The following is a 17,046-nucleotide window of genomic DNA, read 5'->3' as shown; positions in this document are numbered from 1 at the left end:
TTTGTTATATTAAATTTACACTTGATTCTAAAGTTCTGGGTTGTCAACTATTCGTTCAACACTGAAAATAATCTCATTTAAGGAGAAGTGGGACAATGAAAAATTGGTGGGAAAATACATTTCCAGAGGGGCAAAAAAAGTTACCTGTGTATAATTCTCAAGGTGAAGTTCATCACCTTGCTTATGGCGAAAGAGGTGAGGGACCGCCGATTATTTTTTTACATGGGATTGGGAGTTGGAGTTATAGTTGGCGACGACTGATTCCGATTTTAGCTCAACACTATCGAGTCATTGCTTTTGATGCGACAGGACATGGCTTTTCGGATAAGCCTTTTCAGTGGAAAATTACCCAATTACAGCAAGAGTTACCGCAAGTGATTTCCGCGTTATGTGATGAACCCGCGACGGTGATTGCTCAATCTTTAGGGGGCTTGGTTACGTTAGCCTCAGTGATCGACTATCCCCAATATTTTGAGCGATTGGTGTTAGTTAATGCTGCGATTTTCCCTGAAGCCTTACCGAGTGCGAGTATGCGTTTTCTGTCAAAAATTCCTTTAGCGGTGGTGAGAGAGTTTGATCAGTCTCGTTTAGTTAAACCTTTAGCCCCTTTGGTGCGGGAAGCGGTGCGGTTTGCGCGGAGAGAGGTGGTTACGACACCCGCCATGAGTCGCTATGAGGATGTGTATGCGTTGACATATCCGTTTATTGAAAATCCAGGCGCGATCGCGCACTTTACCCAAACCTTACAACAAGCTGCTCAAGAAATTGAATGCTTAGAACGCCAACAACCGAATTTAATTAGTTATGTCCAAGAGAATCTAGCAGAAATTCTTTGTCCAACCCTGATTTTATGGGGCGATCGCGATCGTTGGTTTCCCCTCGAACATGGCAAAATCTTACAGCAAAAAATGTCTAATTCCCGTTTAGAAATTCTTGAAAATTGCGGACATGACGCGATCGCCTGTGCATCAGAACAAATTGAACAACAAGTAATGCAGTTTTTACAAGAGCAAGTAACTCCCCCTGCAAGTCTTGCAACTTAAACCATTTCACCCGTCAAACTAAAGGCGCGTACTTCTGTAATTTTCACAGGGACTTGTTTTCCCCGCAGTTGATTAATGTCACCCGCAAAGAAGGTTAAGCGGTTGGTGCGGGTGCGTCCCATCACTTGCGAGGGGTCTTTGGGATTTTGTCCTTCCACCAAGACTTCTTCAGTGCGATCCAAATAACGGCGCGATCGCGCTGCAGCTTTCGTTGAAACCAGATGATTTAACCGTTGCAGGCGATCACTTTTCACCTCATCACTGAGTTGATTTTCCCATTTTGCAGAAGGAGTTCCAGGACGGGGAGAATAAGCAGCCGTATTTAACTGGTCAAACTCAACATCTTCGACCAAGCGCAAAGTATTCTGAAACTGTTCTTCTGTTTCTCCTGGAAAACCGACAATCGCATCTGCACTAATCGCAGCATCAGGGAGATAGTGACGAATCTTATCCACAATCCGCCGATATTTCTCATGAGTATAACCGCGAGACATTGCTTTTAAGACTTCATTATCCCCAGACTGAAACGGAATATGAAAATGTTCGCACACCTTCGGTAACTCCGCACAAGCGCGAATCAAACGTTCTGTAAAGTAGCGGGGATGACTGGTTGCAAAGCGAATCCGTTCAATTCCAGGCACATCATGGACATAATAGAGTAAATCCGTAAAGGTGTGCTTATGTCGTCCTTCTGGAGTCGAACCAGGGAGATCACGCCCATAAGCATCAATATTTTGTCCTAACAGCGTGACTTCTTGATAGCCTTGTTCGGCGAGGATTTCCATTTCTTCCCGAATCGCTTCGGGAGTTCGGGATTGTTCTACCCCCCGCACATTGGGAACAACACAATAACTGCAACGCTCATTACACCCATAAATAACATTCACCCACGCCGTAATATCACTATCTCGTCGCGGTTTAGTGATATCTTCCATAATGTAAATGGGTTCTGTGGCAACAATTTGATTTCCTTCTTGTACTTGTTCCAAGAGATCCCCAAGGCGGTTGGCGTGCTGCGGACCCATCACTAAATCTAATTCGGGAACACGCCGTAATAACTTTTCCCCTTCTTGTTGTGCGACACAGCCAGCAACAATCAACGTGACATCAGCACTCTTTTGTTTCCGTTTTGCTTGTCGTCCCAGATAAGAATAAACTTTTTGTTCTGCATTATCCCGAATTGTGCAGGTATTGTAAACTACAACATCAGCCAGATAAGGATCATCTTCTGCTTGATAGCCCATCGCGTCCAAAATACCCGCCATCCGTTCCGAGTCAGCTTTATTCATCTGACAGCCAAAGGTAGTAATGTGATAACGACGAGAAGTAATTGAAGTCATAATTGAAAGCAGAGGGGGTGAAAACACAACAAAAAGAGCAGAACATGATCTGCATATCGTATATTAGCGCAGATGAAAATTCTCCGCAGCAAATAGTTATAGCGTTTCGATCAACTAGCACTACATAACGATCCCCCCAAGGGTTCCCCCCTTATTGAAGGGGGGTTAGGGGGGATTCCCCTTACTAAGGGGGGTTTCAGCCTACGTTGTGTAGCACTAATTGATCGAGATGGTATTATTAGTTATTTGTGGTGATTTCAAAACGACCCAAAAAAATCCCCCAGTTTGGGGGGACTGAGGGGAAATCCCCCAAGAAAGATTTTCAGTTAGTTTACGATTCAGAACTGCGAGGCACTTCTCCGCCTTGACTCATGGACATACTGCGACCACCACTTAAAACATCAGCTTCTTTGACAAAGCCACTGTAGGCTTCCATCGCGTGTTCGCCAATATCGAGACCTTGCACTTCTTCTTCCATGGAAACCCGAACGCCAAGGGTTGCTTTTAAAATTCCCCAAACAATACTACTAGAGAGAACTGTAAAGCCACCAATGGTGAGAATACCCAGGATTTGAGCGACAAAGTTTGCTCCTCCGAATAGAGCAACGGCGATTGTTCCCCAAACACCACAGACAAGGTGAACAGAGATTGCACCAACAGGGTCATCAATTTTGATGCTATCAAAGAAAGACACAGCGAAAACAACAATAATTCCCGCGATCGCGCCAGTGAGAACAGCAAACGGATAAGGAATCGCATCACAGCCTGCTGTAATCCCGACTAAACCAGCAAGAATGCCATTAACAATCATGGATAAATCGGGATAACCATCCTTAAACCAAGAGGTAAAGGTCGAAGCAATGCCCCCTGCTGCTGCTGCGAGAGTGGTCGTCATGGCAATATAAGTGATATTGGGGGTTGCTGCTAATTCTGACCCAGGGTTAAAGCCATACCAGCCAATCCAGAGAATTAAGCAGCCGAGAGTGGCAAGACTCATATTATGACCTGGAATCGCGCTACTGCTACCGTCTTCGCGATATTTACCTGTGCGCGGACCGACAAAAGCAGCCCCCATCAACGCAGCCCAACCGCCAACAGAGTGAACCACAGTAGAACCAGCGAAGTCATGGAAACCAGCCCCGCCTAAGAAAGGAATGGAAGAGAGTAAACCACCCCCCCAAACCCAGTGTCCGCTAATGGGGTAGGAAATGGCAGTTAATAAGAAAGAGAAGATTAAGAAATCCACAAACTTAATCCGTTCTGCAACCGCCCCAGAAACAATGGTGGCTGCAGTCGCAGCAAAAGCAACTTGGAACAAGAAAGACACAGAAATCGGTAAGCCAGCAGGGAATGGATCTAAGCCATAGGTTGCGGGGTCACTACTGGAGAGGAAAAAGCCCGCAAAGCCCATAAACGCACTACCAGAGCCATACATAAACGCAAAACCCAATGCCCAGTATCCAATCACCGCAATCCCAAAGACAATTAAGTTTTTGGAGAGAATATTAACGGCGTTTTTCTGGCGACAGAAGCCTGTTTCGAGCATTCCAAAGCCCGCATTCATGAAAATGACAAGCACCGCACAAACGAAGACAAAGACGGTATCGAGGATTCCTTTGATCACTGCGGGGTCACTCATATCGACCGTTTCGAGATCAAAGGCGTGTTGGGCTTGTGCTGCACTTTGGGTAACAATCAAAATTAGCGCAACGAGAGGAATGCAAGCGAACCAATAGGGAGAGAAAGAACGAGCAATTATGCGTAAGGGTTGTAATAAAGGTGAGTTCCAAAGGGAATACTGCCCAGAAACAGTTTCCTTCTTTTTTTGTTTAGCGTGAGACATCATCAGTCAAATTTTCCTGCTTTAACGATTGGCGAATCTAAACTTATGCAACCAAGGTTTGAAAAATGAACCCAAGTTGGCACGTAACTGTAATTATTCAATTTAATCATCGGAATCGGTCAAATTTTGTATTTTTTGCGTCATCTTTTCTGTATCGAAAAATACATATAGTAATCATAAGCAGTATCAACTCAGCCCTTCAAGGCTTTCCTTTTCGTTCCTTTTTGTGATTGAAGTCAATTCTATACAGCGCGTTTTATTAGTCACTAGTGATAAGTGACCAGTAGAGGCTTAATAGTGAAAAAGAAAAAACTACCCACTAGCAAATGACTGATCATCAAACTTACCTTTCCTTTTCAAGTAGCGCTAGATCATCAATTTCAAAATATTGATAAAACGTATTGGTCACCTCTAACCAATAGGATCGTCCTTCTCTGCGTTTTTGAATTAACCCTAATTCGACTAATTCTTGCACTTGTTGATAGGCACTGCTGCCTCGTAAATCAATTAATTCTGTTTGTAAAATGGGATTTTTCAGCGCGATCGCGGCGAGGGTTCTTAACGCCCCAACACCTAATTCGGCTGGGACTAAATGATGGAGGAGTTTCTGATAAGTAGATCGCAGTTGCAAACTATACCCATTAGGCGTTTCTACCACCTCTAACGCACTATCACGATGGGCATAATCAGACATTAATTCGAGGATAGCATCTTCAACATCAGCGCGATCGCGCTGAGCATATTCGCTAATTTCTTTAAGAGAAAGGGGTTGTGCTTTTAAGTATAAAATTGCTTCGATCTGAGTAGCTAAACGAGGCTCATTCATAAGTCTTGCAGGGGAGTCCAACCCGGTTTCCACAAATCTCGATCTTTGAGTTGCTGAGCATTAATCCAAAAACGCACATTGGCATCACAAGAGGCGACCATTTCTGCAAAAACCCACTTTCCTTGATTTTTACGATTAACGACTTCAAAATGTCGCCAGCCCCAGGTTTTTTTCTGCGCTGTCCATTTTGAGCCAACAAGATGAGGAAATTTCTGTTTTTTTGTCATTTGATTGCCAGTTATCAACCCAAAAACCCTGCCTTGAACAAGCAGGGTACAAAACCGAAACAGTAGGGCGGACAAAGCCAACCCTACTTCTAATTTTCTTCGGCGTTAGTGTTTAGTAATCAAAGTCATCCGCGCCTGCGCCAGCACCTGCTTTTTCTTTCTCAGGTTTATCCGCAACAATGCACTCAGTGGTTAAGACCATCGATGCAATAGAAGCTGCATTTTGTAGTGCAGAACGGGTTACTTTAGCAGGGTCAACGATTCCCGCTTCTAATAAGTCGGTGAAAGTATCTTCCGCAGCATTATAACCAACGTTAAAGTCTTTTTCTTTCACGCGCTCAGCAATGACAGCCCCATTAGCACCCGCATTTTCAGCAATCCGTTTTAGCGGTGCAGTTAAGGAACGCATGACAATCATTGCGCCCGTGAGGGCTTCACCCGTGAGATTCTCATTTGCCCATTTTTCTAAGTCTGGAGCAAGGTGCGCTAAGGTTGTCCCACCACCAGGAACAATCCCTTCTTCCACTGCAGCTTTAGTGGCGTTGATTGCGTCCTCTAAACGGAGTTTACGGTCTTTCATTTCCGTTTCCGTTGCAGCACCGACTTTAATCACAGCAACACCGCCAGAGAGCTTACCGAGACGCTCTTGCAGTTTTTCTTTGTCGTAGCTGGATTCAGTTTCTTCGATTTGACGACGAATCTGATCACAACGGGTTTTAACCGCTTCTTCATTCCCTTCCGCAACAACAGTGGTGTTGTCTTTGGTGATGGTAACGCGACGCGCCGTTCCCAGCATATCTTGGGTTGCGTTTTCCAGTTTCAAGCCTGCATCTTCAGTGATGACACGACCGCCTGTTAACACGGCAATGTCTTCTAACATTTGTTTACGACGATCGCCGAATCCAGGTGCTTTCACCGCAGCAACATTTAAGACACCACGAAGACGGTTTACCACCAGCGTCGCAAGGGCTTCTTTCTCGATATCTTCTGCGATGATGAGTAAGGGTTTACCAGAACGAGACACTTGTTCTAAAACGGGAACAATGTCTTGAACCACAGTAATTTTCTTATCGGTGAGCAGGATGTAAGGATCATCTAGTACCGCTTCCATGCGCTCAGTATCAGTGGCAAAGTAAGGGGAGATATAGCCCTTATCAAAGCGCATCCCTTCGGTGATTTCTAATTCAGTGGTCATGGATTTCCCTTCTTCAAGGGAGATGACTCCTTCTTTGCCCACTTTTTCCATTGCTTGGGCAATCATATCACCGACTTCAGGATCGTTACCCGCAGAAATCGTTCCTACTTGCGCGATCGCTTTCGGGTCGCTAATATCAGTGGAGTGTTCTTTGATTTTTTCCACCAAGAAAGCAACTGCTTTGTCAATTCCACGTTTTAGGGAAATTGCGTTTGCCCCAGCAGCAACGTTTCTCAAGCCTTCTTTAACTAACGCATGAGCGAGGATAATGGAAGTGGTTGTTCCATCCCCTGCTGCATCATTGGTTTTAGAAGCAGCTTGGCGGATTAAAGAAACACCAGTATTTTCGATGTGATCTTCGAGTTCAATTTCTTTGGCAATGGTAACACCGTCGTTAATGATTTGAGGTGCGCCAAATTTCTTTTCCAGAACAACGTTGCGTCCTTTCGGTCCGAGAGTAACCGCAACCGATTCAGCGAGGAGGTCAATACCGCGTTCCAAAGCGCGACGGGCTTGCTCGTTATAAATGATCGATTTAGCCATAGTAATTTTCCTTTTTTAATCCTTTATATGGTTGACTTAGTTAACAATGGCAAGAATGTCTTTTTCAGAAAGAAGAACATAGTCATCTTGACCAAGTTTGATATCAGTTCCCGCGTATTTGGAGTAGAGAACTTGATCGCCAACTTTCACTTCTGGTTCAGTACGGCTTCCGTCATCATTGCGTTTGCCAGGACCGACTTGAACGACTTCTCCCACCTGGGGTTTTTCTTTTGCCGTATCAGGGAGAAGGATTCCGCCTGCGGTTTTTTCTTCCTGGGGACTAATCTTGACAAAAACGCGGTCTGCAAGGGGTTTGACAGTGGATACACTAAGGGATACAGTTGCCATAAGTTAAGTTCCTCTTTTTTTAGCACTCTCTTGTTCTGAGTGCTAATTTAGCCGAATTAACAACGGCTTGGCAACTGACGGATAAGTGTGGGTTTCCGTACCTGTTTTTCGAGTCTTGAGGTGGGGTCAGAATGGAAGAAACAACCGCAGTGAATGAACCATGTCCAGAAACGCTACAAGCAACAGTGGAGCGTTTAGGATTACAGAAAATTCAACGACATCTTTTTTTATGTGCGGATCAAACGAAGCCAAAGTGCTGTTCTCATGAGGCGGGGTTAGAATCTTGGAACTATTTGAAGCGACGACTGCAAGAATTGGGACTGGATGACCCAAGCAATGATCCCTCTTGTTTGGTGTTTCGGACGAAAGCCAATTGTTTACGGGTGTGTTGCTCGGGTCCTATCTTGTTGGTGTATCCTGACGGGGTTTGGTATCATCAGGTGACTCCCAGCGCGATCGAGCGGATTATTCAAGAACATTTACTCAACAATCAAGTGGTTACAGATTATTTGTTAGTAACTCATCCTTTGGTAGGAATAACAGAAAATAGTGAATCACAAGATAGTAATGATAGGTGATTTGCGGTAAAATACTTAAGTGCGTTGCCAACCCTTTTAATTTTGCACGAAAAGACTTTCTCTCACTTATTGAATACCTACAGATGAAAGATAACCCAGTCGATAACGAAACCAAAAAATTACTTCTCGTTGATGATGATCCCAATTTGATCCTATTAGTACAAGACTATTTGGAATTTCAAGGGTATCAAGTCACAACTGCTGATAACGGACGAGATGCACTGGAAATCTTAGAACATGAAGTTCCAGATCTCATTATTTGCGATATTATGATGCCAGAAATGGATGGCTATGAATTGGTGAAGCAGGTTCGCCAAGATAGCCGAATTAGTTGGATTCCCGTTCTGTTTTTATCTGCTAAAGGACAAACGACGGATCGCGTCAAAGGCTTAAATACTGGGGCTGATGTTTATTTGGTGAAACCTTTTGAACCAGAAGAGTTAGTCGCTCAGGTGGAATCTTCCCTCAAGCAAGCCCAACGGTTGATCGATAAAAGTGGGGGTAGTGTTGATGGGGCGCAACAAGGTGAAAAAATCCATGTCCCTGCGGATGTGACGCTGACTCGGACGGAAACAAAAGTTGTCCAGTTTGTTGCTCAAGGATTAGCCAATCGCGAGATTGCGGAAAAACTCAATGTTAGTCAGCGCACGGTTGAGTCTCATGTTTCCAATATGTTGAATAAAACTCGTCTTCATAATCGGACAGAATTAGCTCGTTGGGCGATTCAAAACCGTCTAGCGCATTAGTTTGAAGCCTAATTGTAAGTGACGGTAATGATGACTCACGCCATTGATTCCAGCTAGCAATAGCCAAGCAAGAAGGTTAAGACGGAGGTCAAAAAGGGTGATATCAAGGAGATTAAACAGGCTGAGGGCGCAAAAGGCAATGATAAAGCTCAAGAAAATAAGTTGATTTTGTTTCCATTCTTGAGAGTTTGGAGTTGGCATCAGATGTGACCAAATGCTGACTAAAATACTCCCTCGAACGATCGCGCTGCCGATTAATCCCAACAACAACAACAGCCCAGGAATGCCAATTTCTGCACTCAACATCAGGGGGAAGTTATGGGGATGTCCCAGCCAAATGCCCATTTGGTCTTGATAAAGCGGAGTAAAGTTCCGTAAGCCCCAGCCGAGAAAAGGACGATCTTGCATTAAATCCCATGTAAATTGCCATTGGGTGGTGCGAAGCGTTTCTGTTGCGCGATCGCGGTACATTTGATCATTGAGACGCGCCCAAATCGAACGCGGAATCATCACACGCAACCCTTGATTGAGAGGAGGCGGGGCAAAAGCAGCACCAAGAATCGCAGTTAAGATCACAGCAGCTACGGCTAATAACCAGTACCAGCAGAGATAAATGACATAAACGACGGTGACTAAAAAGCCAACCGCCCAAGCATTGCGAGAACTGGTGAGAAACAGCGCGATCGCGATTAAAATGAGACTGACAGTTAATCCTAGCCAACGCCAGACCTGTTGACGATGGAAACGATAGCACTCCACCCACAATCCCAAAGCAAGCGTAAACATGATTAATAAGTAAGCCCCCGCAATATTGGCATACATAAACACCGATGCTAACCGCCCTGAAGGATTTCCCCTCGGGTCTAAAACCCAGCCCAAAAGGGGTTGTAAGGCTTCTGGCGTTTGCCAACTCAAGGCAATTTGTCCAATTCCGATGACCGCGACCATGACAGCACTGATCACCCCTAATTCTGCTAATCGTCGCAACTGACGGGGGGTTTCGATTAGGAGATTGAATCCGACAAAGATCAGAAAAAAAGGGATAAAATTCGCGAGTCCTAACCAGGCTTCGGTTTGATATTCTGCGGTTGTTGCGGTGAGTAAAAGCCAAGCGGTGAGGGCAAATAACCCCCAATTAAAAGGACGTTTGAGGAGTTCTCTGGGGGCGGTTTGAATCGCAAGCAGCGCGATCGCGAGAAGCCCTAAAGAGCCGATCGTGGGCTGGAGAGGCAAAATAAAAAAGAATCTCTGTCCCCACAACCACAAGCGGGGATACTGTTGCGAAAAGAGCATTTATGCTAATTGCCAGTCTGCGTCATCTTCACGGAGGAGTCGAATTTGGGCTAAAGCAAACACCGTGGGAATAATCCGTCCATAATTAGTCGCGATCGTTTTCCACCCCAGATCCGCCGCTAAACAGCCCCATAAAATCGGCCCCAGAAAAGAAAAGACAGTTCGCACTGCGCCATAACGGGCTGCACTCAACGCCATACCCTGTTGAGCACTTTTGAGGGCAATTTGACCTTGCAGTTGTGCAGCAGCAGCAGTTCCCCCACGAATCACCGCACTTTTTGCCACTTGATACTGAGCAAAATGGAAAGCAAACTGACGGGCGATTTGTTGCAGTAACCACGGGCGCAACACCGAACTGACGGCGACCACACTTCCTCCTTTGAGAAGAAAACTCATCGGATTATTTTGAATCTGGGGGGGAAGCGGTGCAGGGGATTTTGCTTCAGCGAGAGAATTTTGCACTTTTGCCGTGATTGAGGCTTTTTCTGAGTCGGGAAGTTCTTTCCAAGCCCGACTCATTAAGTTGAGGAAAATTTCTGCTTCGAGATCGGTGGTTGAAAGTTCACGGGAAAAAGACAATTTTAAGTAGCTGCAAACCCGAATTAAAATTTGCCGATAGCTTAAGTCTTGGCTACGTTGACGTAATACCGTAAAGCCATCTGCAGCCAGAAACCGAAAGCGATGCTCGATCGCGTCTAAGCAAGCGGAATGTTCCTTACTCAGAATTTCTGCGGGTTCAGGCGTGCCCAAATAATCAAGGGGATTAAATCGGCGACAAAATAAAATTTCAACAATCTGCTGTAGTTCCTCTTCTGTGGTTAGTTCCAAAGCAGTTCTCAATTCATCCAATGCTATAACCCTCCGCGACCAAGCAACCTCAGTGCAACTCAATTCTAATCGATTTTTTCCAGTCTTGCGGTTTTCATGTTGCTGAGATCTCAAATGATTTTTAGATCCCAATTTTCGGACGGGGGAAAGACCTTATCTATTTCTTAAGATTCTTAAGATATTTCATCTAGATTAGTAAATAATCGTTAAATTCAGACAGTAACTCTGAAAAACAGAAAGAATTGCTTGCTATGCTAAAAGCATCAACAAAAGTGAGGACAAAATTATGTCAGTTACTTATCGCCTCAAAGTTAGTGAACTTGATGAGAATTTGCTTGCAGCCTTAAAAGCAAAATATGGAGAGCAAGAAATAGAAATTACCATTGATGACCTGAAGGAAGTCGATCATTTATTGTCATCGAAACTCAGTGGGAAGCGAATCGTGAATGCAATCCGATCAGGTAAGCAACATGACCATAAAGGTGATTTTTCTTGGGCAGATTTGGAGTCATACTATTATTTGTAATTCCCTGAAGGGAATTCCGATATCGCAATCATCATTCTCGCAAGATGAATTCTTAATTTTTGTTGAGATGTTTCATCAATTGTCTTTAAATTATTAAAATTTTTATCTAAATGCGGGGAGAAGACTCCCATGAGACCGCTCTTGTTAATGGGAGACGGGGCGTATAAACAAATCCTCACTCTCCTCACTTCCTCACTTTGGATTGCTCACCGCATTCGTGAGGAAGTTAAGTTCAGGGAAAGTCTGCAACTTGGTCGTCAGGTCAAATTTGGGCATTCGTGCCCCTGTGAATATCGAAGCCTCGCCCTCAACGAAGTAGGACGGGGTAGCTCACCAACGGTCACGCGCAGGCCCCTTCCATTTTCCGAAGGCGTAATCTTTAACTCAACCGCCACTCACTGGAGGAATTAAAACCACTTCATCGCCATCATTTAAAGGGGTTTCTGGGGGAACAAAATTAAGATTCACTCCAAAACGAGTTACCTCTCGCCATTGTTCGAGTTGCGGTTGTTCCTCTAAAATGCGATCTAACACAGCGTAAACTGGAGTTGCTGAGGGAAATTGTTGCTCAATTTCTTCGACTCCATAAGCCTCTTGATAGGCAGCAAAAAGTTTGACAGTAATTGTAATTTGCGTTGACATAACATTTAAATTCCCGCCTAGAAGGATGACAAAAGGCTTTCACGGCTTACCCTGCCAATTTGAACCCCAAGAATGAAACAGCCCTGCCCGATCGGGGGGAAGAAGGGGCGAACTTAGTTCACCCCTTTAAGAGCCCATTTGATGACTAATTGCAACGCACAATGGGGTCGCAGGATGCTCAGCCCCTTCGCTAAAACGGTCAATATCGAGCCCAGTTATCAGTCCCGACTTCAGTTAGACTTGGCACTGTTTCTTACTTATTCTCCGATTCTTCTTCTTGTTTGGTATCGACTTCTGGCACCCAGTCTGGACGCTCTTGTCCTTCCCAACCTGCGGGGCGTTTCGAGTTATACCAAGCAATAGAACCAATGGTCACCGCAGCAATAAACCCAATAATATAAACAGCGGTGAAAGAAATGGGAAGACCATTACTTGCTTCTGCTGCTGCCTCGGCTTGCATTAAAATAGTCATAACTTTAATTATCTCCAAATTCTATAGGCAGAATCTTATCAAATCTTGAGCAGAGATTAGTCTATCCTCAGTGCAGTTTCTCCGACCTAAGTTTGTAGTTTGACTAAGATATCTTTCATCGTTGGCGGTAAACTACGCATGATTTTTCCTTTTTCTCGATCAACAGCAACCAGTGTCACTTCTGCGGTGAGATACTTGGTTTCGCGATCGAGCGATTGTAGTTGATAAGTCCAATGGATGCGTACCCCCGACATTTGATTCATGCGATTGCGGAGCACTGCTTGATCCCCAAGACGGAGGGGATAATGATAGCGGATCGACAAGTCAACGACTGGTAACTCGCAACCCAGAGCCATTAATTCACTATAATCCAAGCCCAGCGATCGCAAATATTCAATTCTGGCTTCTTCTAGCCATTGTAGATAAGTTCCATGCCACACAATTCCCGCACAATCCGTGTGATGCGGATAAACTCGGATCGGATACTCAAACCAATTTTCAGATGTGGCATGGAGGGATTTATCTTTTTCAATTGCTTGTGATGGTGGAATTTGAGAAGGATTATTTGTTGCTGACACGACGATGCTCCTAATCGGCAATTGCTGCTAGCTGATTTTATCGCAGGATTGATCAGCTTGCTGAAGATTGTGCATCTGGTGAAAGAGTTGCCAACGATAGTCTTCGGGAAGCCCGCAAGTGGTCGCCCCACGAAGGACAACATGGAAATACCATTCATTAGGCGGAATTTCTCGGGGTAATTTATTGACAACTGTATAAGTCCGAACCCCGTGATACCATTTCCCCTGCACTTGAACACTCACTTCTTCGCGCCGATAACCTTGAGTGGGGACTTCTTCGCGAAGATCAAGGGCTTCGCTAAACCGCCACGGGAGGTGGTAAAGGACTCCCATGACGGATGCACTGGGGTCGGGAACAACATCTAAAACCCCACATTGGCGACGGGGAGAGCGATGATAGAACCCCAGACGATAATGAGGGAGAGTAGCCGGACCAACAACGTAAGGATAAGCCTTTTCCTGTAAAGTCCGCTTGAGATCAACGGGACACATACAAGAGCCATAGGCAAAATAGTAGAAGGATTCGGGCTGAGAGGGCGACTGCTCCATAATTCGAGACTCCACTTGAATTTTGTCAAATTAATTTAATATTTCTTAACTCTAACTGACGGTATGTCCCGCGGAGTTAATCATCTCTCTGACTGCAGTTTCTTGAACGGTGGTTTCTACCTTAACAATTTTATTTTCGACATCGACATCAATCTTGGCATTGGGGTCATGGCTTTTAATTTCATTGGTAATGGCTTCAGCGCAGCCGTCACATTTGATGCTGGGAACATTAAGCTGGATCATTAGTTAAAACCTCTTGTCTTTCAGTTGACCTCTAGTACGATTCCATCCTACCAAGGCAGTTCAGGGAATTTCTAAGAATTCTTGCGAGGTTAACTCAATTAGAAAGAAATTGTTAAACTTAATAAAGAAACTGAAAACTTAAATTTAATAAACAATACTTATTATGGGTCGAGTCGGGGTTTTACTTCTAAACTTAGGTGGACCGGACGAACTAGAGGATGTTCGTCCCTTTTTATACAATCTATTTTCTGACCCAGAAATTATCCGTTTACCCGTGTCTTGGTTGCAGAAACCATTGGCTTGGTTCATTTCCACAGCGCGATCGCGCAAATCCCAAGAAAACTATAAAGAAATCGGGGGCGGATCGCCACTGCGTCGGATTACAGAAGAACAAGCAGATGCCCTACAAGCACAATTAAAAGCAGAAGGGAAAGAGGCGAAGGTGTATGTAGGAATGCGTTACTGGCATCCCTTCACCGAAGAAGCAGTTGTTCGGATCAAGCGCGATCGACTGGATAAACTGGTCATTTTGCCCCTCTATCCGCAATTTTCCATCAGTACCAGTGGTTCCAGCTTTCGGATTTTAGAACGAATCTGGCAAGAAGACCCTGCACTGCAAAAACTTCCCTATACCGTGATTCCGTCTTGGTACGACGAACCCGCCTATTTACAGGCAATGGCAAACTTGATTGCCCAAGAACTCGATAAATTTTCTAACCCAGACCAAGTGCATATTTTCTTCAGTGCTCATGGGGTTCCCCTCAGTTATGTGGAAGAAGCAGGAGATCCCTATCAATACGAGATTGAAGAATGCACCCGCTTAATCATGAAAACTTTAAACCGTCCCAATGAGCATACTCTTGCCTATCAGAGTCGAGTTGGACCAGTGGAATGGTTGAAACCTTATACAGAAGAAGCGATTGTGGAACTGGGCGAAAAAGGGGTGAAAGACTTGTTGGTCGTTCCCATTAGTTTCGTGTCTGAACACATTGAAACCTTGCAAGAAATTGATATTGAGTACCGCGAACTCGCCGAAGAAGCAGGGGTAGAAAACTTCCAACGGGTTCCCGCTTTAAATACTGATGCTACCTTTATCCAAGCCCTGACCAACTGTGTCGATCAGGCCTTGAACTCACCGAATCGAGGATTTGCCGAAGTCACGCCTTTAAAGGAAGACCTCAAAATGTATCCTCAAGAACGCTGGGAGTGGGGAATGACAACCACTGCAGAAGTTTGGAATGGTCGTTTAGCGATGTTAGGATTTCTTGCGCTAATGATTGAATTAATTAGTGGGGCTGGTCCATTGCACTTTGTTGGACTACTTTGATCTGAGAGGATCAAGCGTCATTAACTCAGCAAGGGCAACTTTTGTTTCCCTAAGTGAAGCAAAGATCTGATCCGCAATAATGAATTTTGGATCACAATGAGGTCAAAAAGAATATGTTATTCGACTGAGAACAGTCAAACCAGTTATAGGAGTCGCCGTCAAACCAATCCGCTTTAGCCCTTGCATATAAGGCGAGTCGCAGATTACGCCTTCTTAAACAGAAGGCACCTGCTGCGACCGTTGGTCAAGCGAATGGTTCGATATCCTCACGCTTTGGTCCAGTTGAGCTTGACAAACTCAATTGAGCCTTCGGCTCACTGAATCGAAGATTCAATCAATTTGCGACAATAGCCTCAGCTACTGAAATCAGCTTAATCCATGATGGTCATTGAGTATAAGGTCCAAGCCCCTTCACTGACTTGAATCGATCTCAAATTGTTTCAGTCACAAGATTGGTTTTGTCCCCAATTGGGGACAGTTTGAGGAAAAATGAGACAATTTTGATTTTACCGTTGCCAAGGTTGGCTTACACGGTCTAACGCCTGAGCATCTTCAGCATTGAGTTGCCAACCCAAAGCCCCTGCATTTTGTCGCGCCTGATCCGCATTTTTCGCCCCTGGGATGGGAATTGTCCCTTGGGTGATGAGCCAGTTTAAGGCAATCTGAGCGGGCGTTTTTTGGTATTTTTCCGCTAATTGTCGCAAACTGTTAATCACGGGAGAGACTTCATTGATCCCAGAGGATTTAAACTTAGGATCTAAGCGACGTGCACCACTGGGTTGTTCTTGACCCGTATATTTTCCAGTGAGCAACCCTTGAGCAAGGGGACTGTAAGCAATAATCGTCACCCCTAAGTCTTGAGCCGTTTGCCAAACCCCATTCCTCTCAATTTTACGATTCAGCAGAGAATACGGCACTTGATTACTGGCGAGAGTCACACCATGTTTAGCGAGTTGTTCCTGTGCTTCGCGCATTTGGTTGGCGGAATAATTACTGACTCCAACAGCTTGGATCCGTCCTCGTTGAACTTCTTGGGCGAGAGTGTCCATCAGAGTTTCTTGACTCATGAAGAAGGTAAAGGGAGTATGCACTTGATAGAGAGGGATACTGTCAACTTGCAGGCGTTGAAGGCTTTCACTGAGAGCATCTTCTACCGCTTGCGGAAAAATTCGCCAAGGTAAAGGAAAATATTTGGTGGCGATCGCGCAAGGCGTTGTCTTCTCTTGAGCAAATGTCCCTAATAAACGTTCCGATTCTCCTAAGCCATAGACTTCCGCCGTATCAAACAGAGTCACCCCTGCATCAATCGAGGCTTGAAACGCATCTCGCACTTGAGTCTGGTCGTATTCTTTGCCGTAATCCCAAAACAAGCGATCTCCCCAAGACCAAGTTCCCACTCCCAGAGCAGTCACTTGCGGACCATTTTTTCCTAGAGATACAGTGGAAGGTGTATTCATTATTTTTTTCTTGAATGATTGATCCCGAATTGGTTACAATACTTTCTAATTTTAAGAGTCCTACTACTTTAAATCAGTGTAGTCCGATGGCGAGTGATTGATTAGCGTTTTAGAGATCAAGAAAAATAGAGAATTAACCTTGTCCCTTTAACCTTTGACCTTGCTCTCGCGCGTAGTGTTATGAACAAAACTTCTTAGCTACAATCAAAAGCGATGTCTTACCTAGGAACTTGGACGTGATGAACAACTCCATAGAACCGATCCTTCTTGATTCGACTGATCAGCAGGCGGTACAAGATTTGGTGATGTCTCTCATTCAGAGTGATTCCACAGAGTACACCGTTCTGAATGAGCATGGAGAGGACATTACCCATGAGATTAAAAAGCTCGTATCACTCAACGCCAGAATGATCCAAGGTCAGTAACCTGAGAACTTTGCCTT

At 44.7% G+C, this 17,046-nt stretch carries 20 protein-coding genes; 6 read left to right on the top strand and 14 right to left on the bottom strand.

All coding sequences use genetic code 11. The features are described from left to right. Window positions 1-95 precede the first annotated feature (95 nt). Window positions 96-1,043, top strand: coding sequence for an alpha/beta fold hydrolase (locus PCC7418_RS06765; RefSeq protein WP_015225437.1), 948 nt, complete (start codon window positions 96-98; stop codon window positions 1,041-1,043). Here PCC7418_RS06765 and miaB read toward each other — a convergent pair. From miaB to groES, 6 genes are all read right to left on the bottom strand, one after another. Continuing rightward, window positions 1,040-2,383, bottom strand: a complete 1,344-nt coding sequence (gene miaB / locus PCC7418_RS06760; RefSeq protein WP_015225436.1) for a tRNA (N6-isopentenyl adenosine(37)-C2)-methylthiotransferase MiaB — start codon at window positions 2,381-2,383, stop codon at window positions 1,040-1,042. The genes PCC7418_RS06765 and miaB overlap by 4 nt on opposite strands. A 331-nt stretch (window positions 2,384-2,714) precedes the next feature. Continuing rightward, the gene (locus PCC7418_RS06755; protein WP_015225435.1) at window positions 2,715-4,229 is read right to left on the bottom strand and encodes an ammonium transporter; all 1,515 of its coding nucleotides are present in this window, start codon (window positions 4,227-4,229) and stop codon (window positions 2,715-2,717) included. Between the two features lie 340 nt (window positions 4,230-4,569). Then, window positions 4,570-5,052, bottom strand: a complete 483-nt coding sequence (scpB, locus tag PCC7418_RS06750) for an SMC-Scp complex subunit ScpB (protein ID WP_015225434.1) — start codon at window positions 5,050-5,052, stop codon at window positions 4,570-4,572. Continuing rightward, a complete protein-coding gene (locus PCC7418_RS20065; protein ID WP_015225433.1) occupies window positions 5,049-5,279 on the bottom strand; it encodes a TIGR02450 family Trp-rich protein in 231 nt (76 codons plus the stop codon). The genes scpB and PCC7418_RS20065 overlap by 4 nt, the downstream gene beginning before the upstream one ends. A gap of 112 nt (window positions 5,280-5,391) precedes the next feature. Further along, the gene (gene groL / locus PCC7418_RS06740) at window positions 5,392-7,017 is read right to left on the bottom strand and encodes a chaperonin GroEL (RefSeq protein WP_015225432.1); all 1,626 of its coding nucleotides are present in this window, start codon (window positions 7,015-7,017) and stop codon (window positions 5,392-5,394) included. A gap of 36 nt (window positions 7,018-7,053) precedes the next feature. Next, a complete protein-coding gene (gene groES / locus PCC7418_RS06735) occupies window positions 7,054-7,365 on the bottom strand; it encodes a co-chaperone GroES (protein WP_015225431.1) in 312 nt (103 codons plus the stop codon). Between the two features lie 131 nt (window positions 7,366-7,496). Between groES and PCC7418_RS06730 the strand changes: the two genes are divergently transcribed. Both PCC7418_RS06730 and PCC7418_RS06725 read left to right on the top strand, forming a co-directional pair. Continuing rightward, window positions 7,497-7,943 (top strand): ferredoxin, encoded by a 447-nt coding sequence (locus PCC7418_RS06730; protein ID WP_015225430.1) that lies wholly within the window; start codon window positions 7,497-7,499, stop codon window positions 7,941-7,943. 83 nt (window positions 7,944-8,026) lie between these two features. Next, window positions 8,027-8,689, top strand: a complete 663-nt coding sequence (locus PCC7418_RS06725; protein WP_015225429.1) for a response regulator transcription factor — start codon at window positions 8,027-8,029, stop codon at window positions 8,687-8,689. Here PCC7418_RS06725 and PCC7418_RS06720 read toward each other — a convergent pair. Next, on the bottom strand, window positions 8,678-9,982 hold the full coding sequence (locus tag PCC7418_RS06720) for an O-antigen ligase (RefSeq protein ID WP_015225428.1): 1,305 nt from the start codon (window positions 9,980-9,982) through the stop codon (window positions 8,678-8,680). The two genes, PCC7418_RS06725 and PCC7418_RS06720, sit on opposite strands and share 12 nt — an antisense overlap. After that, window positions 9,983-10,831, bottom strand: a complete 849-nt coding sequence (locus PCC7418_RS06715) for a YaaW family protein (RefSeq protein ID WP_015225427.1) — start codon at window positions 10,829-10,831, stop codon at window positions 9,983-9,985. It lies immediately after the preceding gene. A 265-nt stretch (window positions 10,832-11,096) separates the two neighbouring features. Between PCC7418_RS06715 and PCC7418_RS06710 the strand changes: the two genes are divergently transcribed. After that, the gene (locus PCC7418_RS06710; protein WP_015225426.1) at window positions 11,097-11,336 is read left to right on the top strand and encodes a hypothetical protein; all 240 of its coding nucleotides are present in this window, start codon (window positions 11,097-11,099) and stop codon (window positions 11,334-11,336) included. A gap of 384 nt (window positions 11,337-11,720) precedes the next feature. On the opposite strand, the gene PCC7418_RS06705 is transcribed toward PCC7418_RS06710, so the two are convergent. The 5 genes from PCC7418_RS06705 to PCC7418_RS06685 form a co-directional block, all read right to left on the bottom strand. Further along, a complete protein-coding gene (locus tag PCC7418_RS06705; RefSeq protein ID WP_015225424.1) occupies window positions 11,721-11,978 on the bottom strand; it encodes a MoaD/ThiS family protein in 258 nt (85 codons plus the stop codon). A 253-nt stretch (window positions 11,979-12,231) separates the two neighbouring features. Further along, the gene (gene psb35, locus PCC7418_RS06700) at window positions 12,232-12,450 is read right to left on the bottom strand and encodes a photosystem II assembly protein Psb35 (protein ID WP_015225423.1); all 219 of its coding nucleotides are present in this window, start codon (window positions 12,448-12,450) and stop codon (window positions 12,232-12,234) included. Window positions 12,451-12,536: 86 nt separating this feature from the next. Continuing rightward, window positions 12,537-13,028 carry a thioesterase family protein gene (locus PCC7418_RS06695; protein WP_015225422.1) on the bottom strand — a complete coding sequence of 164 codons (492 nt, stop codon included), beginning with the start codon at window positions 13,026-13,028 and terminating at the stop codon, window positions 12,537-12,539. A gap of 27 nt (window positions 13,029-13,055) precedes the next feature. Further along, complete coding sequence (locus PCC7418_RS06690; protein ID WP_015225421.1) at window positions 13,056-13,577, bottom strand: gamma-glutamylcyclotransferase; 522 nt, start codon at window positions 13,575-13,577, stop codon at window positions 13,056-13,058. Window positions 13,578-13,628: 51 nt separating this feature from the next. Continuing rightward, a complete protein-coding gene (locus PCC7418_RS06685; RefSeq protein ID WP_015225420.1) occupies window positions 13,629-13,820 on the bottom strand; it encodes a heavy-metal-associated domain-containing protein in 192 nt (63 codons plus the stop codon). A 163-nt stretch (window positions 13,821-13,983) separates the two neighbouring features. Between PCC7418_RS06685 and hemH the strand changes: the two genes are divergently transcribed. Continuing rightward, window positions 13,984-15,147: a ferrochelatase gene (gene hemH / locus PCC7418_RS06680; RefSeq protein WP_015225419.1), complete on the top strand. Its 1,164-nt coding sequence runs from the start codon at window positions 13,984-13,986 to the stop codon at window positions 15,145-15,147. A gap of 506 nt (window positions 15,148-15,653) precedes the next feature. On the opposite strand, the gene PCC7418_RS06675 is transcribed toward hemH, so the two are convergent. After that, window positions 15,654-16,604, bottom strand: coding sequence for an aldo/keto reductase (locus PCC7418_RS06675; protein ID WP_015225418.1), 951 nt, complete (start codon window positions 16,602-16,604; stop codon window positions 15,654-15,656). A gap of 239 nt (window positions 16,605-16,843) precedes the next feature. On the opposite strand from PCC7418_RS06675, the gene PCC7418_RS06670 reads away from it, so the two are divergent. After that, window positions 16,844-17,029, top strand: a complete 186-nt coding sequence (locus tag PCC7418_RS06670; RefSeq protein WP_015225417.1) for a hypothetical protein — start codon at window positions 16,844-16,846, stop codon at window positions 17,027-17,029. Window positions 17,030-17,046: the final 17 nt, after the last annotated feature.

The sequence above is a fragment of the Halothece sp. PCC 7418 genome (assembly GCF_000317635.1).
GTDB lineage: Bacteria > Cyanobacteriota > Cyanobacteriia > Cyanobacteriales > Rubidibacteraceae > Halothece.
Note: the sequence above shows the minus strand (reverse complement) of the source record. Positions and strands in the feature narration are given on the sequence as shown.